The sequence below is a fragment of the Uliginosibacterium paludis genome, assembly GCF_039631355.1.
Classification (GTDB): Bacteria; Pseudomonadota; Gammaproteobacteria; order Burkholderiales; family Rhodocyclaceae; genus Uliginosibacterium; species Uliginosibacterium paludis.
On record NZ_JBDIVF010000004.1, the window covers coordinates 118,884 to 135,298 of the forward strand.

Annotated in this window: 16 protein-coding genes; 9 read left to right on the forward strand and 7 right to left on the reverse strand. The window is 66.0% G+C overall.

Annotation, left to right across the window (positions count from 1 at the left end):
• The first annotated feature begins 53 nt into the window (after positions 1 to 53).
• The 3 genes from mutL to ABDB87_RS12590 all read left to right on the forward strand — a co-directional run bounded on the left by mutL (position 54) and on the right by ABDB87_RS12590 (position 5,092).
• Positions 54 to 1,892, forward strand: coding sequence for a DNA mismatch repair endonuclease MutL (gene mutL, locus ABDB87_RS12580; protein WP_345927530.1), 1,839 nt, complete (start codon positions 54 to 56; stop codon positions 1,890 to 1,892).
• Between the two features lie 42 nt (positions 1,893 to 1,934).
• Positions 1,935 to 4,283: a fatty acid cis/trans isomerase gene (locus tag ABDB87_RS12585; protein ID WP_345927532.1), complete on the forward strand. Its 2,349-nt coding sequence runs from the start codon at positions 1,935 to 1,937 to the stop codon at positions 4,281 to 4,283.
• An 89-nt stretch (positions 4,284 to 4,372) separates the two neighbouring features.
• Positions 4,373 to 5,092 carry a pseudouridine synthase gene (locus tag ABDB87_RS12590; protein ID WP_345927534.1) on the forward strand — a complete coding sequence of 240 codons (720 nt, stop codon included), beginning with the start codon at positions 4,373 to 4,375 and terminating at the stop codon, positions 5,090 to 5,092.
• A gap of 201 nt (positions 5,093 to 5,293) precedes the next feature.
• Here the strand turns inward: ABDB87_RS12590 and ABDB87_RS12595 are convergent, their stop codons facing one another.
• Positions 5,294 to 5,935, reverse strand: coding sequence for a hypothetical protein (locus ABDB87_RS12595; protein WP_345927536.1), 642 nt, complete (start codon positions 5,933 to 5,935; stop codon positions 5,294 to 5,296).
• Between ABDB87_RS12595 and ABDB87_RS12600 the strand changes: the two genes are divergently transcribed.
• Together ABDB87_RS12600 and ABDB87_RS12605 are read left to right on the forward strand one after the other, a co-directional pair.
• Entirely contained in the window at positions 5,936 to 7,180 is a 1,245-nt protein-coding gene (locus ABDB87_RS12600) for a pseudouridine synthase (protein WP_345927538.1), read from the forward strand.
• A 264-nt stretch (positions 7,181 to 7,444) separates the two neighbouring features.
• Positions 7,445 to 8,485, forward strand: coding sequence for an acyltransferase family protein (locus ABDB87_RS12605; RefSeq protein WP_345927540.1), 1,041 nt, complete (start codon positions 7,445 to 7,447; stop codon positions 8,483 to 8,485).
• 14 nt (positions 8,486 to 8,499) lie between these two features.
• On the opposite strand, the gene ABDB87_RS12610 is transcribed toward ABDB87_RS12605, so the two are convergent.
• The 4 genes from ABDB87_RS12610 to ABDB87_RS12625 are packed head-to-tail and all read right to left on the reverse strand — an operon-like array spanning position 8,500 to position 11,408.
• Complete coding sequence (locus tag ABDB87_RS12610) at positions 8,500 to 9,375, reverse strand: HD-GYP domain-containing protein (protein WP_345927542.1); 876 nt, start codon at positions 9,373 to 9,375, stop codon at positions 8,500 to 8,502.
• A gap of 40 nt (positions 9,376 to 9,415) precedes the next feature.
• Positions 9,416 to 9,709: a hypothetical protein gene (locus tag ABDB87_RS12615; protein ID WP_345927544.1), complete on the reverse strand. Its 294-nt coding sequence runs from the start codon at positions 9,707 to 9,709 to the stop codon at positions 9,416 to 9,418.
• Positions 9,706 to 10,650 (reverse strand): electron transfer flavoprotein subunit alpha/FixB family protein, encoded by a 945-nt coding sequence (locus ABDB87_RS12620; RefSeq protein WP_345927546.1) that lies wholly within the window; start codon positions 10,648 to 10,650, stop codon positions 9,706 to 9,708. Before ABDB87_RS12620 ends, ABDB87_RS12615 begins: the two co-directional genes overlap by 4 nt.
• A complete protein-coding gene (locus ABDB87_RS12625) occupies positions 10,647 to 11,408 on the reverse strand; it encodes an electron transfer flavoprotein subunit beta/FixA family protein (RefSeq protein WP_345927548.1) in 762 nt (253 codons plus the stop codon). The genes ABDB87_RS12620 and ABDB87_RS12625 overlap by 4 nt, the downstream gene beginning before the upstream one ends.
• A gap of 110 nt (positions 11,409 to 11,518) precedes the next feature.
• On the opposite strand from ABDB87_RS12625, the gene ABDB87_RS12630 reads away from it, so the two are divergent.
• The 4 genes from ABDB87_RS12630 (at position 11,519) to ABDB87_RS12645 (ending at position 14,777) form a co-directional block, all read left to right on the forward strand.
• Positions 11,519 to 12,118: a TetR/AcrR family transcriptional regulator gene (locus tag ABDB87_RS12630; RefSeq protein WP_345927550.1), complete on the forward strand. Its 600-nt coding sequence runs from the start codon at positions 11,519 to 11,521 to the stop codon at positions 12,116 to 12,118.
• A gap of 128 nt (positions 12,119 to 12,246) precedes the next feature.
• A complete protein-coding gene (locus ABDB87_RS12635; RefSeq protein ID WP_345927552.1) occupies positions 12,247 to 12,792 on the forward strand; it encodes an EF-hand domain-containing protein in 546 nt (181 codons plus the stop codon).
• A 110-nt stretch (positions 12,793 to 12,902) separates the two neighbouring features.
• Positions 12,903 to 14,111: a 4Fe-4S binding protein gene (locus ABDB87_RS12640; protein ID WP_345927554.1), complete on the forward strand. Its 1,209-nt coding sequence runs from the start codon at positions 12,903 to 12,905 to the stop codon at positions 14,109 to 14,111.
• Positions 14,112 to 14,264: 153 nt separating this feature from the next.
• Positions 14,265 to 14,777 (forward strand): disulfide bond formation protein B, encoded by a 513-nt coding sequence (locus ABDB87_RS12645; RefSeq protein ID WP_345927556.1) that lies wholly within the window; start codon positions 14,265 to 14,267, stop codon positions 14,775 to 14,777.
• A gap of 48 nt (positions 14,778 to 14,825) precedes the next feature.
• On the opposite strand, the gene ABDB87_RS12650 is transcribed toward ABDB87_RS12645, so the two are convergent.
• Together ABDB87_RS12650 and ABDB87_RS12655 are read right to left on the reverse strand one after the other, a co-directional pair.
• Positions 14,826 to 15,158: a FlxA-like family protein gene (locus ABDB87_RS12650; protein WP_345927558.1), complete on the reverse strand. Its 333-nt coding sequence runs from the start codon at positions 15,156 to 15,158 to the stop codon at positions 14,826 to 14,828.
• Between the two features lie 102 nt (positions 15,159 to 15,260).
• Complete coding sequence (locus ABDB87_RS12655) at positions 15,261 to 16,289, reverse strand: histone deacetylase family protein (RefSeq protein WP_345927560.1); 1,029 nt, start codon at positions 16,287 to 16,289, stop codon at positions 15,261 to 15,263.
• Positions 16,290 to 16,415 lie beyond the last annotated feature (126 nt).

Genomic DNA, 16,415 nt, shown 5'->3' on the forward strand with positions numbered 1-16,415 from the left:
GCATGCGAAGGCCTCGGCGATAATGCCGGCTCCCGTTCGCTGCAGTGCTCCGCATGCCCGCCATCCACAAGCTTCCCGAAGTCCTCATCAACCAGATCGCCGCCGGCGAGGTCGTGGAGCGCCCCGCTTCGGTCCTCAAGGAGTTGATGGAAAACAGCCTCGATGCAGGCAGTCGGGCGATCGAAGTGGCGCTGGCCCAGGGCGGCGTGAAGCAGCTGCGCATCACGGATGACGGCTGCGGTATCGACCGGGACGACCTCGCGCTGGCGCTCGAGCGCCATGCCACCAGCAAGATCGCCTCGCTCGAAGACCTCGAAGCGGTCGGCACCATGGGCTTCCGTGGCGAGGCGCTGGCCGCCATCGCCTCGGTCGCACGCACGAAGATCACCAGCCGCGCTACCGGCGCCGCCCACGCCTGGCGCGTGACCGAACGCGAGCGCGACCCCGTTCCGGCCGCGCTCAACGAAGGCACGGTGATCGAGGTTGAAGATCTCTACTACAACACGCCGGCACGGCGGAAATTCCTCAAGTCCGAATCCACCGAGTTCGGTCATTGCGACGACGTCTTCCGACGTGTGGCGCTGGCGCGTCCGGATGTCGGTTTCCAGCTCTCGCACAACGGCCGCGTCTCGCTGCGCCTGGCAGCAGGTGACGCAGCCCGTCGCGTGCGAGAAGTGCTGGGCGACGATTTCATGGCCAACTGCCGGCTGGTGGATGTCGACAGCGGCGGTTTCCGGCTGAGCGGTTTCGCCGCACTCCCTGCCTATGCACGCGCCAATCGCGACGCCCAGTTTTTCTATGTGAATGGCCGCTTCGTGCGCGACAAGCTCATCCAGCACGCACTCCGCGAAGCCTATGCCGACATCCTGCACGGGGCGCGCCATCCGGCTTTCGTGCTCTTCCTCGACATGGATCCGGCCGGGGTTGACGTGAATGTGCACCCGGCCAAGACCGAAGTCCGCTTCCGCGAAGGCCGTGCCATTCACCAGTTTGTCTTTCACGGACTGACCCGCGCACTGGCCACGCCGGTGCAATCGGCCAGCATGTCGACAACGCCCGCCGAGGCTTCCGCCAGCTACGCCGGCCCGACCGAGCAGGCCCGCCTCGCGGTGGAGGAGCCCGGCTTGCCGCGCGCGCTCTCGGCCTGGCAGAGCACTGCGGAGTCAGCCAGTCCGGCAGGCGCCGGCAGCGGCTTTTCCCCTGCGGCCTTCAGCAGGCCGGCGCCCGGTCGCAGCTACGAGGCCGAGCGTTACAGCCAGCTCGCGCCACAGATCCAGAGCCTGCCTGCCGCACCCGACGGCAACCAGGCATCCGCCCCGCTCGGCTATGCGCTGGGACAGGTGCATGGCGTGTATGTGCTGGCGCAGAACGCGCAGGGGCTGGTGCTCGTCGACATGCATGCCGCCCATGAACGCATTCTCTACGAGCAGCTCAAGCATGTGCTCGAAGGCAATCCCGGCGTGCAGCGCCTGCTCATCCCGGCGGTTTTCAATGCGAGCCGGATCGAGCTGGCTACAGCCGAAGAGCATGCCGACACCCTGCTGCGCATGGGGTTTGACGTGGCCGCGGCGGGCCCGAACGAGCTGGCCGTACGCAGCGTGCCCGCACTCCTTGGCCGCGCCAATGTGGCCGATCTGCTGCGCGCCCTGCTCGCCGAGCTGCGCGATTTTCCGGCCAGCGAAGTCATTGCCACCCGGCGCAACGAGCTGCTCGCGACCATGGCCTGCCATGGTGCGGTCCGCGCCAACCGTCAGCTGACCCTGCCGGAAATGAATGCCCTGCTGCGTGACATGGAAGCCACCGAGCGTGCCGACCAGTGCAATCACGGTCGCCCGACCTGGACGCAGCTTTCGATGACCGAGCTGGACAAACTCTTCATGCGCGGGCAATGAAGCCACCGCATCCTGTTCCGCACTTTTCCACGCCCTGCCCGCATGAAACGCCTTATCGCCCTTGGCTTGCTGAGCCTGCTCGTCGGCTGTGCCACCCTGGTCGGCAACCGTCTGCTCGACACCTTCGGTCCGCCCGATCCGGGCCGCTTTGATCACCCAGCTGACGGTCACACGAGCGGGATTTCCTACCGCCGGGACGTGCAACCCATCCTGGCGCAACGCTGCGTGGTCTGTCATGCCTGTTACGACGCGGCCTGCCAGCTCAAGCTGGGCTCCTACGAAGGCATCACGCGGGGCGCGAGCAAGGCCGAGGTCTATGACGGCGCCCGTCTGCTCGAAGCCGCGCCGACCCGTCTCTTCATCGATGCGGACACGCCCTCTGCGTGGCGCCGCAAGGGCTTCTTCCCGGTTCTCAACGAATATCCGTCAAGCCAGGCGGCCGAGCTCCAGGCCAGCCTGATCGCCCGAGCGCTGGACCTCAAGGACGCCCATCCGCTCACCCCTGGGCAACCCGCGCCCGAGAGCCTCGACTTCTCGCTCGACCGCAGCAACCAGTGCCCCAACATCGCCGAATACGACGAGTTCGCCCGCAAGAATCCGCAGATGGGCATGCCCTTCGGCCTGCCCGCGCTATCACCGCGCGAGAGCAGCATCATCCGGAGCTGGCTGGAAGAAGGGGCGCCCTATGACGGCGCCATCAGGCCGACTCCGGCCGCGCTGCGCCAGATTGCCGTCTGGGAACGCTTCTTCAATGGCGACTCGCTGCGCGACCAGCTGGTCAGCCGCTACATCTACGAACATCTCTTCCTCGGCAATCTGTATTTCGAGGGCGAAGCGCCCTTGCGCTACTACCGCCTGCTGCGATCCGCCACCCCCCCCGGCCAGCCGGTCAGGGAGATCGCGACCCGCCGCCCCTTCGATGACCCGCACGTGCCCCGTGTCTGGTATCGCCTGATTCCGGTCGAAGAGGCCATCGCAGCCAAGACCCACATGCCGTATGCCTTGAGCCCGGCCCGCATGGCGCGCTGGAAAGCCCTGTTCCAGGACACGCCCTACGAGGTGAGCGAACTGCCGGGCTACTCCGCCAGCATTGCCGCCAACCCTTTCAAGACCTTTGCCGCGCTGCCGGTCAAGTCGCGCTACCGCTTCATGCTCGACGAAGCGCAATTCACCGTGATGGGCTTCATCAAGGGGCCGGTTTGCCGGGGTCAGACGGCGCTGAACGTGATCAATGACCATTTCTGGGTTTTCTTCCAGGATCCGGAAACGCTGACCGAGCATGACGCGGACTTCCTTGAGCGGGAAAGCCGGAACCTCGACCTGCCCGCCGGCGAGCAGAGCAACTCGCTGGTGCTCACGCCGCTGCTGCGCTATTCGCATCAGGAGGAAAAATTCCTCGAAGCCAAGTCCGCGTACTTCGAATCCCGCTTCCAGCGCCCGGAAGACGTGAATCTGAACCTGATCTGGAACGGCGAAGGTCACAATCCGAACGCCGCACTCAGCATCTATCGCCATTTCGACAGCGCCACCGTGCTGAAGGGGCTGGTCGGCGAAAAGCCGAAGACGGCCTGGATCTTCAGCTACTCCCTGCTCGAGCGCGTCCATTACCTGCTCACCGCGGGCTACGACGTCTTCGGCAACATCGGGCACCAGGTCAATACCCGCCTCTACATGGATTTCCTGCGCATGGAAGGCGAGTTCAACTTCATTGCCATGCTGCCCATGGCCGATCGCGTAGCGGTGCGCGACTACTGGTACCGCAACGCCAGCAGCCGCGTGAAGGACCACGTCTATGGCCGCTACGCCCACTTCAACCGGGAGACGGGGCTGAGCTTCAAGGGCGGCCAGCGGCCGGAGCATGAACTCATGACGATGCTGGCAGGCCATGTCGGCAAGGCGCTGCCCACGCAGCACCTGCTGTCGTCGGAGCCTGATACCGCGCTCCGCAAGGCCCTCGAAGCGCTCGCCAGCGTGTCGGGCAAGAGCCTGGTCTGGATGCCGGAAGCCAGCCTGCTGCGCATCGAAGACAGCGGGCAGACGCCCCGCAACCTCAGCCTGCTGCGCAACACGGCGCATCGCAACATCACCATGCTGCTGCGCGAGGACAAGACCCTGCTGCCCGACGAATTCACGCTGGATGTGGTGCCCGGCTTCGTGAGCGTCTATCCGAATGCCTTCTACCGCCTCTCGCGGGCGGAACTGCCGGAATTCACCCGGCGCGTCGCCGAACTGACCAGCGAAGCCGACTACCGCGCCCTCATCGAACGGTTCGGCGTACGCCGGACAAGCAATGACTTCTGGGCGCTGTCTGACCGTTTCAATGCCGATTACCTGCGCAGCGAGCCGATCGAAGCCGGAATCCTTGACCTGAATCGTTACGAGAACCGCTAAGTCACTGATTTGGGCAGATTTTTTGCAAAAACCGCGTTCAAGGTGAGATAATCCGCAGCCGTTTGAACGCAGTATCCCCATTACCCGTGATGCAACTCGACAGAATTCTCCAGTCCCAGGGCTTCGGCTCGCGCAAGGAATGCCGCAAGCTCGTGCGCGACGGCGAAGTGAAGATCAGCGGTGAAGTGATGACCGACCCGTTCATCGAGCTCGATGAAAACGGCCTCGTCTTCGAGGTGGGCGACTGGGAATGGGAATACAGCGAGAAGATCTACATCGCGCTCTACAAGCCTGCCGGCTACGAGTGCTCGCACAAACCCAAGCACAACGAAACGATCTACCACCTGCTGCCGGAACCGGTCGTGGCCCGTGATGCGCAGAGCGTGGGCCGGCTGGATGTCGACACCACCGGCTTGCTGCTTTTCTCGGATGACGGCCAGTTCATCCACGCCATCTCGTCGGCCAAACGGCAGGTCACCAAGAGCTATCGCGCGACCACCGCGCAACCGGTTGAAGCGGCGCAGATCGCCGCGCTGATTGCCGGGGTGCAACTGCATGACGAACCGGAAATCGTCGCAGCCCTCGAGGCCCGCCAGGTCGGCGAACGGCAGATCGAGCTGGTGATCGACCACGGCAAGTACCACCTCGTCAAACGCATGATCGCGGCGGCCGGCAACCATGTGGAGCAACTCCACCGCTATGCCGTCGGAGCGCTCTCGCTCGAAGACGGCTCGCTGCCCGAGCTGGGTCCGGAAGACTGGTGCTACCTGCGTCCGAAACACCTCGCACTGCTGGGTTACCAGCCCTGAGCATTCAAGCCCGGCGCGTGCCGGGCACCTCCTCGTACCGGAAGCAGGCCAAATGCCGGCTTCCGGGCTACGCTTGTAAATTCCCCTGAAGAAGAAAAACAGATCATGGCTGACGACAGCAAACGCTCGAAACTCTCCCTTCCCAGCCGCCCGGCTGAAACAGCCGGGGCCGAACGCCGCACGCGTCCGCCGGTGCGCGGTTCAAGCAAGCCGCGACCGCCCAAGCCCGCCGAACGTCAGCCGCGGGAAGAGCGTGCGCCCCGTACCGGGCGCGGTTTCGACGAGCGCCCCCGCGGCGGTTTCCGCGACGGCGAACGCGGTCCGGACAGGGAGCGTGGCTTCGGCGAAGGCCGCAACCGTGATGAGCGGTCGCCCCGCCGGGATGGCGAGGCCCGCGGCTTCGGCGATCGTGGCCCGCGCAGCGCCGGTGATCGCGCCCCGCGGGAAGGTTTCCGCAATCAGCCGGATCGCGGTTTCCGGGACGAGCGCCCGCGCCGTGAAGGCTTCGGCGAGCGCTCGCCGCGCCCCTATGGCGAGCGTCGCGATGCCCCACGCGGTGAAGATCGCCGCAGCTTTGCACCACGGGCCGAAAGCGAACGGCGCGGCTTTGGCGAACGCTTGCCGCGCGAAGAATTCCGCGGCACGGCTGGACGCAATTTCGACGAACGCCGCCCACGCGAAGATCGTCCGCCACGCCGTGACGGCGAGCGCCCTGCCCGCAGTTTTGTCGACCGTGGCCCGCAGGGTCGCGACGACCGCCGCCCGGCCGGCAACCGTGATACCCGGCCGCAACGCGGCTTCCGTGACGATGGTGGTGACCGCCGCTTCGGCAACGAAGGCCACATGCGTCAGGACAGCGAACGCGGCAGCCGCCGGCCCGCATTCGAAGGCCGCGACGGCTATCGCGACCCCGCCCCGCGCGGCGAGCGCTTTGACCCTGCCCGTGGCGGCGAACGCCGCAGCTTCCGCGATGCCGAGCGACCGCGCAACGAACGGAACTTCGGCGAGCGTGATGATGGACACCGCGAAGAGCGTCGCCCGCATGGCGAACGGCCGGCCTTCCGCAATGAGGAGCGCCCTGCCCGCCCGGCATTCCGCGACAACGCCTCCCGCAGCTACGGGGAGCGTCCGCGCCGCGACATCGAACGCGACGGCCCGGCACCGGCCCCCAGATTCGGTGACGACATGATGCCGGCAGCTCCGCGCGGCAACAGCTTTGGCCGCAGCCGTGCCGAAGCGCGCCCGGATCGCGGCGACAGCCCCGCTCCGACGCAGGACTTCGAGCCCCAGCGCCCGCGCCGCCCGGCGCCGCCCGAGCGCTACGCCAATCCGCCGGCCGTACACGCCGAGGACGCGCTCGATGCGATGCGTCTTTCCAAGCGCATGTCGGAGCTGGGCCTGTGCTCGCGCCGCGAGGCCGATGAATACATCGAGCGTGGCTGGGTCACGGTCGATGGAGAAGTCGTGGCCGAACTGGGCGCGAAGGTCACGCCGGACCAGAAGATCGAACTCAATGCGGTGGCAGAGGAAATGCAGTTGCGCCGCGTCACCATCCTGATCAACAAGCCCATCGGTTATGTCTCGGGCCAGGCTGAAGACGGCTATGAGCCGGCTGCCGTGCTGATCACCCCCGAAAACCACTGGACAGACGACCCGGTGCGGCGGCGTTTCGAGTCCCGCCTGGTGCGCAAGCTGGCACCTGCCGGGCGCCTGGACATCGACTCCACCGGCCTGCTGGTGCTGACTCAGGACGGCCGTGTGGCCAAGCAGCTGATCGGCGAATACAGCTCGGTCGAGAAGGAATATCTGGTGCGCGTGGAAGGCGAGCTGAGCGAGGAAGGCATGCGCCTGCTGCATCACGGCCTGACACTTGACGGCGTCGAGCTGCTGCCGGCCAAGGTGAGCTGGCAGAACGAAGACCAGCTGCGCTTCGTGCTGCAGGAAGGCCGCAAGCGCCAGATCCGCCGCATGTGCGAAATGGTGGGTCTGAAGGTGGTCGGTCTCAAGCGCATCCGCATCGGCCGCATCCCGCTGGGCAAGCTGCCGGTGGGCCAATGGCGCTACCTGGGCGAACACGAGGAATTCTGAGTCCGGGCATACGCCATGAGCACGGGCCGCTTCTGCGGCCCGTGTCGTTTCCGCCGACTGCTCTCCAACCCCGGCCAGCTGACTGCAGCGGGCGCCCCCCCGTTCGTCCGGATCGAGGCGAAAAGCCCTGCGCCCGGGTATCGGAGCGCCAGTCCGGTGACCATACTGTGACAGGCAGCGGCAAGAGACGACCATTGCAGGTCACGACGCAGACGATCAACGCGGACACACACCGCGTGCTGCCGGATTCAGGGAGGAAGCTCGATGGCAGATGCGAGGCTGGTGTTTCTGGACGGCTGCAGAGGCGTGGCGGCCCTCATCGTGGTACTGCTCCATGCCAGTGCGCCGTTCTGGCCAAAGGCCATGATCTTTGCCAACCTGGCGGTGGATTTCTTCTTCATGCTCAGCGCCTTCGTCCTGATGCATGCCTATGCAGACCGGATCCGGGCGGGTCTGGGATTGAAACGATTCCTCTACATTCGCTGGCTCCGGCTCTTTCCGCTGCATGCCACCGGACTGCTGCTGGGACTGCTGCTCTTCGCCGGCCGCTATGGATTCACCCCCGAGGCCGTCTTCTCCTTTGTCCTGAATCTGGTCTTCCTGCCCTCACCTCATGTGCTGGCCGAAGGCTGGCCCTCCGCGTTCGGACTCAACATCCCGGCCTGGTCGCTGGCCTTCGAATGGCTCGCGAACCTTCTGCTGATCCTGGTTTTCGTTCGCCTGAGCCCGCGCACCATGCGCTACGTAACCGCCGTTGTGGGCGTGCTGTATGCCGCGCAGCTACTGGGGCTGCAGCAGCTCTGGGCAGGCGGCAGCTTCGACAATCTGCATCTGGGCGTGTTGCGCGTGCTCTATCCCTTCTCGCTGGGCATCTGCCTCTGGCACGCCTGGAAAGCCGGCCCGGTCACTACCGAGCCGCCACACCGCGCCGGCATGCTGGTCGCGCTGCTGATTGCCGTGCTGCTGGCGCCCTCGGGCAGCAGCACCTGGAATGCCACTTTCATGTTCTGCGCGATTTCGCTGGCGTTCCCGCTGATCATCCGGATCGGAGCAAATGTCGCGACAAGGGGTCACGCGGCCAGCATCATGCTGTTCCTGGGCCACATCTCCTACGGCCTTTATGTCACGCATGCAGCGGTGCTGCGCGTTTTCACGACGATCTGGCGCACGATCCAGCCGGACCCGGCCCTGCTGCCGCTGCTGATGCTGATTGAAACCGCACTGACCGTGCTGCTGGCGTGGCTGCTGACGCGCTGGTTCGACGCACCGGCGCGTGCCGGTCTCAAGCGCTGGAAGCCGGCCTGAGCCCACCGGCTGCTTCAGGCCGGAAGATGGCCTACCGCATCCAGGATCATGCGTGAGATGAGCTCGGCATCGGGCTCGGGCACCGCCACGGCAGCGCCGCCTTTGCCACCGGTCGGAACCAGCCTGACACCCGCCTTGCGCTCGACCACGAACTCGTCGGCACAAAGGCGGCAGTAGACGCGGTCGCCCTCCTGATGGGTGCGGAACACGCTGACGACCGGACCGCACTTCGGGCATTCCTGCACCGGAACGCCCAGATCCGAATGACCGAACACATGCGCCATGGCACCTGCCCGCGCCAGCGATACGAAACGCGCGCCGAACTCCGCATCGAACTCCGCCCCGAGCCCCTTCTCGATCACGTCGAGCGCCGTATCGAGCGGCAGCGCACGACGGTAAGGACGCACACTGGTCATGGCGTCAAACGCATCCGCGATGCCGATCATGCGAGCCGCGAGTGGAATCTCGAGCCCCTTCAGTCCGTCCGGATAGCCCCGGCCATCGGGGCGCTCATGGTGGTGGCGGATGGCCGCGGAGAGGAAAGACTCCATCGGATGCCCGGCAAGCAGCCGCACACCCACGTTCGAGTGCTCCTTGACCACGTCATATTCGGACTGGATGAGATGATCGGGGCTCAGCAGCAGGCTGTCGGTAATGCCGATCTTGCCCAGGTCGTGCAGGAAGCCCGCGATCGACACCTGGGCAATGGTGAGCTCGTCCTGCACACTGCCCTCGGCCAGGATCTTGGCATAACGCGATACGCGCCAGGCATGGCCGACGGTATAGGGGTCCCGTGCCTCGACCATGGCTGCCATGGTGTAGAGGCCGGTCAGTTGCCTTGCTGTTTCTGCCTGCATCATCGCAAAACTCCAGTTTCCGTTGGCCGCCATGATAGCAACGGCTCCGGGCACCCGCGCCCGGCATTTTCCCTCACGCCAGCAAGCGCTCGCGCAATGACTCGAGCGCAGCGGCATCGAGCCCCGGCCCGACTTCACGCACGAAGGGCAGCAACTGCGCCAGCGTACAGGACGAACACGACGCCCAGGGCCGCATCTGCATGCTGCCATCGGCGAGCATGTCGAGACGCAGGGGCTGGCCATCGGCTTCGAAAAACAGCCAGCGCTGCGCTCGCAGGCCGGCGGCATCCCTGCCTGCGAGTGCGGACGCGCGCGTGGCGTGAGATTCGAGCCGGGCCTGCTCCGAATCGAAGACGTAGAGACTCACCCGCCGAGCTCCGCGAGCAACTGCGGCAGGATTTCTGCGGCTTCGCCCACCAGCCCGAAGTCGGCGTGCCTGAAGATCTCGGCTTCGGGATCCTTGTTGATCGCGACGATGCAGCCGGCATTGCGCATGCCGGAGAGATGCTGAAGCGCACCCGAGATGCCGACCGCGAGATACAGCTCCGGTTCTACCGTCTTGCCGGTTTGCCCCACCTGCCAGTCGTTGGGCGCAAAACCCGCGTCCACCGCCGCGCGGGTCGCCGCCGGAGCGGCACCGAAACGATCGGCCAGCGGCAGGAGCAGGCGCTCGAAAGCCTCGGCCGAGCCCAGGCCACGCCCTCCTGACACCACCACGCGGGCGGCTTCGAGTGGCGGCCGGCTGCCGGTGTCATGCAGCTCGCGGGAGACGACCTGGCTCACGCCCATGTCGGGCCCCGCCGGCAGCTCGCTGATCGTGGCCGGCGCCGGGCCCGCAGCGGCGGGTTCGAAGGCGGCCGCATGAATGCTCAAGAGCCGCACCGGCTCGTCGCACTGCACGGTTTCGATCACGTTGCCGGCATGGCTCGGCCGCTGGAAGCAGTCCGGAGCCAGAATCCGCGTCACGCCGGAAACCGGCGCCACATCCAGCATGGCGGCCACCCGGGGCGCCAGCGCCTTGCCGAAGCTTGAGGCGGAGAACAGCACATGGCTGTAGCTGCCGGCGAGCTGGGCGATCACCATGGCGAGATTCTCGGCCAGCAGATCGGCGTAGTGCGGCGCATCGAGCAAACGCACCCGGCTCACGCCGGTCAGCAAGGCCGCCGCATCGGCCACTGCATCACAGCCATGACCGATGACCAGCACATCGACCGGCGCGTCGAGCGGGCGGGCCGCGGTCAGCACGCGCGCGGCGAGCGGCGAGAGCTTGCGGTTGTCATGATCCGCAACGAGCAGGGTCCTCATCATGCCTGGGCCTCCGCGTCTGCCAGAAAAGGCTTCAGCCGGCCGGCCAGCGCGCTCACCGAGTCCAGCATTTCGCCCGGCAGGCGCTCAGGCGGCGCTTCACTGCGCAGTACCCGCAGGCGCGGCATGAAATCGACACCGAAGGATTCTGCCGGCATGAGCTCGATGGTCTTGCGCCGCGCCTTCATGGTGTTGGCCAGGGTCACGAAACGCGGCAGGTTGAGGCGCAGATCCGTCGTCACCAGAGCCGGCAGGCTGAGCGAGAGGGTCTCGAGCCCGCCATCGATCTCGCGACGGACTTCCACTCGATCGGCCTTCACGCTCAGCGCCGAGGCGAAGCAGCCCTGCGGCCAGCCCAGCATCGCGGCGAGCATCGGTCCGGTTTGCGCCGCATCGCTGTCGGTCGCCTGCTTGCCCATCAGGATGAGCTGCGGCGCCTCCTGCAGGGCCAGCGCCTTGAGAAGTTTCGCCACGCCCAGCGGCTGCAGCGTGACCGGGGTATCGATCCGGATCGCCCGGTCGGCACCGAGCGCGAGGCCGTGCCGCAGGGTGTCCTGCACGGCAGCGTCGCCGCAGCTCGCGATCACGATCTCGGAGCAGATCCCTGCTTCACGCAATCTGAGTGCCTCTTCGAGCGCGATCTCATCGAAGGGATTCATCGCGTAGCGCAAGCCGGACTCATCCAGCCCGCTACCGTCGGGCTTCACCCGCACCCGGATTTCGTGGTCCACCACCCGTTTGACCGGCACCAGAATCTTCACGCCCTGCTCCTGCTGAAACACATCACCTGATCGACCGGACGCTGTCCGGCTTGTCCAATTCCTTCCGGGCAGGATAATACGTCGTCCTCCATTCCGCAGCCCGGCCCTCCATGAGCAGTCAAGACACCGCATCACCCACCGCTTCGACCCGCAGTGCGCTGGATCGCGATGCCTGGATCCGCTTTGCCACCGGCGTGCTCGCCGAGGAAGGGCTCGAGGGCCTGCGCGTCGAAGTGCTGGCGCGCCGCCTCAAGGTAACCAAGGGCAGCTTCTACTGGCACTTCCGCGATCGCCAGGCGCTGCTCAACGCCATCGCGACGCAATGGCGCGACGAGCGTATCGGCGAGCTCTCGAGCCAGGTCGCCGTTGCACCGGAGCAAGCCATGCCACAGCTGCACCGGATCATCGACACCTATGCCAACCAGCCCAACTTCAGCCGCATGAAGCTCGAGCTTGCCATCCGCGACTGGGCGCGGCGCGATCCGCTGGTGGCCTCGGTCGTGGAAGCGGTGGACCAGGCCCGCCTGCTCAACGCCACCCGCCTCTTCGAGCTGGCCGGATTCCCGCCCGCTCACGCCCACACCCGTGCGCTGCTGCTCTTCACCCATGTGTTCGGGCTTTCGATGATGATGTTCGAAAGAAGCATCGCCAGCGAAATTGCCGCCAGCCACTCCGCCATCGCGGCCCTGATCACTCGCCCGGCGGACTGATTCCGACGCGCTTACAAGCGCTTACACATGCTTTCCGGCGCGAAACACATGCGCCCGTACCCCTGACTAGGATGCAGTAACCCGATGCACAAAAGGGTTATCCAGACAGTCCAGCCAAGGAGTACATCATGAAAACGAATCTCAGAACCCTCACCCTTCCGACGCTGCTCATGCTCGCGCTGGGCAGCGCGGCCGTGCTCGCGCAGAACACCACGCCCGGTACGCCGGGCGCACCGATGCAGGGGCGCGCCACCGAACGCTTCAAGGCGGCCGACACCGATGGTGACGGCATGCTCAGCAAGGAAGAAGCCCAGCGCGGCATGCCGCGCCTGGCAGAACGCTTTGCCGCGCTCGACACGAACCAGGACGGCAAGATCAGCGCCGACGAAATGCAGGCCATGCGCAACAACATGCGCGGCGCCGGCAGGCCTGATGGTGCCGGTGTCGGTGCCGGCGCAGCGGGCGGCATGCGCCACGCCGCGATGCGCGGGGGCGGCAAGGCCGGAGCGGGCTGTGCCATGGGCGCGGCAGACAGCGAAGGCCGCGTGACTCGCGCCAGCGTCGAGAAAATGGGCCGCCCCGCCGCCCTGACCCGCTTTGATGCGCTCGACACCGACAAGGACGGCGTGCTCTCCGCCAGCGAGCAGGCCGCCTGCCCGATGCAGCGCAAATAAAACCCGCACGCCGCGCGTCACCGGCAGGAAGCCTTCCTGCCGGTGACGCGCCGGACGCCCGGGCAACTCCGACAGAGACCGATCAACGCAGGCATTCGGGGAGTTGCATCATGAAAAACACACATCAGCACAGCCGGCATGTGCAGCCCGCACGGCTCGCCCTGCAACTGGGCTTTCTGGCACTGACCAGTTTCGCAGCCTGGCGGCACCAGACACTCGGCGGCGGGCCTGAAGGCGCGGCCTCCATCGATGCGCTCTGCCCCTTCGGCGGGCTCGAAGCGCTGTTCAGGTTCGCCATGACGGGCGAATACATCCAGCGCCTGAACAGCTCGGACTTCGTGCTGCTGGGCGGCACGATTCTGCTGGCGCTGACCGTCGGCCGCCATTTCTGCGGCTGGCTGTGCCCGCTCGGCACCCTGCAGGAGCTCGCCCGCAAGCTCGGGCGCCGGCTCTTCGGCAAGCGCGTGTTCACCGTTCCGCCGGTCCTCGACAAACCGCTGCGCTGGATGAAATACGTGGTGCTCGTGTGGGCGCTGGTGTTCACCTGGAAAACCGGCAGCCTGATCATCCGGCCTTACGATCCCTGGGCCGCCTACGCGCACGGTTTCGCGGGCTGGGGTGAAATGTGGAGCGAATTCGCGGTGGGCAGCGCGATCCTCTTTGCCATGCTGATCGGCGGGCTCTTCATCGATCGCCTGTTCTGCAAATACCTCTGTCCGCTGGGCGCTTTTCTCGGGCTCACGACAAAGCTGGGCTTCTTCAGCATCCGGCGCAAAGAGAACGCCTGCCTCGCCTGCACGAAATGCGACCAGGCCTGCCCGGTAAACATCCCGGTCATGCAGCAGGCCGTCATCCGCTCCAGCGAATGCATCGGCTGTCTGAGCTGCACCACCGCCTGCCCCACCGGCAAACGCAACACGCCGGATGAGGGCAAGACCTTCCTGTTGCCGGCCGTCGCGGGCCGCACGCTTCGGCCGGCACTGATCGGCACCGCCGGACTCGTGCTCTTTGCCGGCAGCATCGGGCTCGCGCAGCTCGGCGGCGTGTGGCGCACGCTTCCCGTCTCACTGACTGCGGTAGCCTCCGTCAATGGCGAGCTTGATCCGCAGGCCATACGCGGCTTCATGACGCTGGCGGAGATTGCAGACACCTACGGACTGGCGCCGGATGCGCTCTATCGCGAGCTGGGGCTGAGTGAAACGCAGGTGCCTGCGAACACCAAAGCCAAGGATGTCCGCGTCCTCACCGGTCAGAGCGAAGAAGCCTTCGACACGCAAACCATCCGCGATGCGGTGGCCCGGCTGCGGACGGCCCCTTGATCGCTTCCATCCGGCCGAGCGCGGCAGCACAAAAAAGCGGCCGCGCTCGGGGTTTTCGTCACACCGTCCGCCGTCCGGCCTGCCCCTGCCGGCATTCCGGGCTAGAATCCGCTCTCCGCTGGTTCCAACCGCCCACATCGCAACACGCCTGCCATGCACGCCCGATTTCCGCTGCGCCCCGTTTTCGTCGCCATCTGCGTCTACAGCTTCGGCCTGATCGGCTTCGGACTGCTGCTCCAGTCATTCAAGGGCATCACGCCCTGCCCGATGTGCATCATGCAGCGCTACGCCTTCGTGGGCGCCGGCCTGATCGGTCTGCTGGGCGCCATCCATAACCCGAACGGTTTCATGCGCCGGGTATATGCCTTCCTCATTTTCGCGGTCTCGCTGGCAGGCCTGGGCGTTGCGATCCGCCAGAGCTGGCTGCAGCACTTCCCGCCCACGCAAACGGTGTGCGGCCCGGACCTTTCCTACATGCTCAACAGCTTCCCGCTGGGCGAAGCGCTGCCGATGCTCTTCCAGGGCTATGGCGACTGCTCGGTGGTGGACTGGACCTTTCTCGGGCTCTCGATTGCCGAGTGGTCCATCGTGAATTTCATGCTGATTGCCGGCTTCGCCTTCTGGCAGATGGTGCGGACCGGTCCTGAGCGTCGCCGTTTCGGCTGATCGCGAGCTTGTCCGAACCCGAAAGCCCGGCCCGCGCGCCGGGCTTTTTCATGCGTAGTCGTCGACGATGGCACCGGTGCCTGCCGAGGCGGCGCGGCTGGATGGCGCAGCGCGGGTTTCCGTCTCCTGCGTGGCCGTACTGCTCGCTCCCTTGCGGCTCTGCTCCGCTTTAAGGCTCGCAATGCGGGCCTGGACCTCGGCGATCTGCTGTTGCAACTGCTCGATTTTCTTGGTCTTGTCCTCGCTGTCTGCCTCTTTCCTGGCCTTTTCAAGCGTTTTCTGCAAGCTCGCCAGACGGGCTTCCAGCGAAGCCAGTGCGGATGAAGACGCCGTACCGGTGCTGCTGCCGGTGCTCACCCCTGATACCGAAGCTGAACTCATGGCCGCTTCCTTCCAATTTCATGAAGATGACAAGTGGAAGATCGACCCGGCCGCGGCGGACTTCAGTGTCACGCTTGCAAAACGGCGTAAAACCCGGCGCGATCAGGCCGGCTCGAAACCGTGCAGGCAGGCCAGGACATTGAGCCCGATTTCCCGCACCGCGTAGCCACCTTCAAGCACGAACGCGACAGGCAAGCCCAAGCGGCGAAGCCGCTCGCCGAGCGTGGCGTAATCCCGGGTTTTCAGGCGGAAGCGGCTGATCGGGTCGCCTTCCCAGGCATCGACCCCGAGCGACACCACGAGCGCCTCTGCCCCGCTATGCGCGATGGCCTCAAGCGCCTGCTCCAGCGCGGAAAACCAGTCAGCCGCCGGAGCGCCGGCAGGCAGTGGCAGATTGAGGTTGGCGCCCAACCCCGCGCCCTCGCCTTGCTCGTCGGCGTGTCCCAGGTAGAAGGGGTATTCCGTCATCGGGTCGCCATGAATGCTTGCGAAGAACACGTCCGGCCGCGCGTAGAAGATTTCCTGGGTGCCATTGCCGTGGTGGTAGTCGACGTCCAGCACCGCCACCCGCGACGCGCCGCCCTCCCGCAGCGCCTGAGCGGCCAGGGCCGCATTGTTCAGGAAGCAGTAACCGCCGAAGGTTTCGATGCCGGCGTGATGACCGGGTGGCCGGGTCAGGACGAAAGCGCTGAGCTCGCCCGCAAGGAGGCTCTGCGCCGCGCTGAGCGCGCAATCCGCTCCACTTCGTGCCGCCTGCCAGGTACCGGCCGCGAGTGGCGTGCCGGTGTCGAATGCAAAAAATCCCATCCGCGCAGCAAAGTTCTGCGGCAGGCGATCGCGCCGCATGCCCGCGCCCGGCCAGACCGCGGGAAAAGCATCACCCTCGTTGCCCGTCGCCAGCCACTCAGCCCAGGCACCCTTCAGAAACTCGAGGTAGCGTGCGGAATGCACGCCCAGCAGGGCTTCATCCGCAAACGCAGCAGGTGCTTCAAGAACGCACCCCGCTTCCCGCAAGGCCTGCTCCACAAAGTGGAAACGTTCGGGCGTTTCGAAACAGGGCACCCGCTTGCCGCGGAAGAACTCGAAGCCGGGGCAATGGCCGGCCTGGGCCGGATTGGCAAAGAACCTCATGAAGCGGCACCTGCGGACAATGAAGCCCTTCATGCTGAACCCGGCGGAATGCGGCGGCAAGCCCCGCGGCGCTGTCGCCGGCCGGCACCGGCCGCTATAATCCGCCCCTTGCCTGAAAGCCGCATG

Excerpts from the sequence above, each read along its gene's own strand:
- mutL (WP_345927530.1), top strand. The coding sequence starts at position 54 with ATGCCCGCCATCCACAAGCTTCCCGAAGTCCTCATCAACCAGATCGCC.
- ABDB87_RS12585 (WP_345927532.1), top strand. The coding sequence starts at position 1,935 with ATGAAACGCCTTATCGCCCTTGGCTTGCTGAGCCTGCTCGTCGGCTGT.
- ABDB87_RS12590 (WP_345927534.1), top strand. The coding sequence starts at position 4,373 with ATGCAACTCGACAGAATTCTCCAGTCCCAGGGCTTCGGCTCGCGCAAG.
- ABDB87_RS12600 (WP_345927538.1), top strand. The coding sequence starts at position 5,936 with ATGCGTCAGGACAGCGAACGCGGCAGCCGCCGGCCCGCATTCGAAGGC.
- ABDB87_RS12605 (WP_345927540.1), top strand. The coding sequence starts at position 7,445 with ATGGCAGATGCGAGGCTGGTGTTTCTGGACGGCTGCAGAGGCGTGGCG.
- ABDB87_RS12610 (WP_345927542.1), bottom strand. The coding sequence starts at position 9,375 with ATGGCGGCCAACGGAAACTGGAGTTTTGCGATGATGCAGGCAGAAACA.
- ABDB87_RS12620 (WP_345927546.1), bottom strand. The coding sequence starts at position 10,650 with ATGATGAGGACCCTGCTCGTTGCGGATCATGACAACCGCAAGCTCTCG.
- ABDB87_RS12630 (WP_345927550.1), top strand. The coding sequence starts at position 11,519 with ATGAGCAGTCAAGACACCGCATCACCCACCGCTTCGACCCGCAGTGCG.
- ABDB87_RS12635 (WP_345927552.1), top strand. The coding sequence starts at position 12,247 with ATGAAAACGAATCTCAGAACCCTCACCCTTCCGACGCTGCTCATGCTC.
- ABDB87_RS12640 (WP_345927554.1), top strand. The coding sequence starts at position 12,903 with ATGAAAAACACACATCAGCACAGCCGGCATGTGCAGCCCGCACGGCTC.
- ABDB87_RS12645 (WP_345927556.1), top strand. The coding sequence starts at position 14,265 with ATGCACGCCCGATTTCCGCTGCGCCCCGTTTTCGTCGCCATCTGCGTC.
- ABDB87_RS12650 (WP_345927558.1), bottom strand. The coding sequence starts at position 15,158 with ATGAGTTCAGCTTCGGTATCAGGGGTGAGCACCGGCAGCAGCACCGGT.
- ABDB87_RS12655 (WP_345927560.1), bottom strand. The coding sequence starts at position 16,289 with ATGAGGTTCTTTGCCAATCCGGCCCAGGCCGGCCATTGCCCCGGCTTC.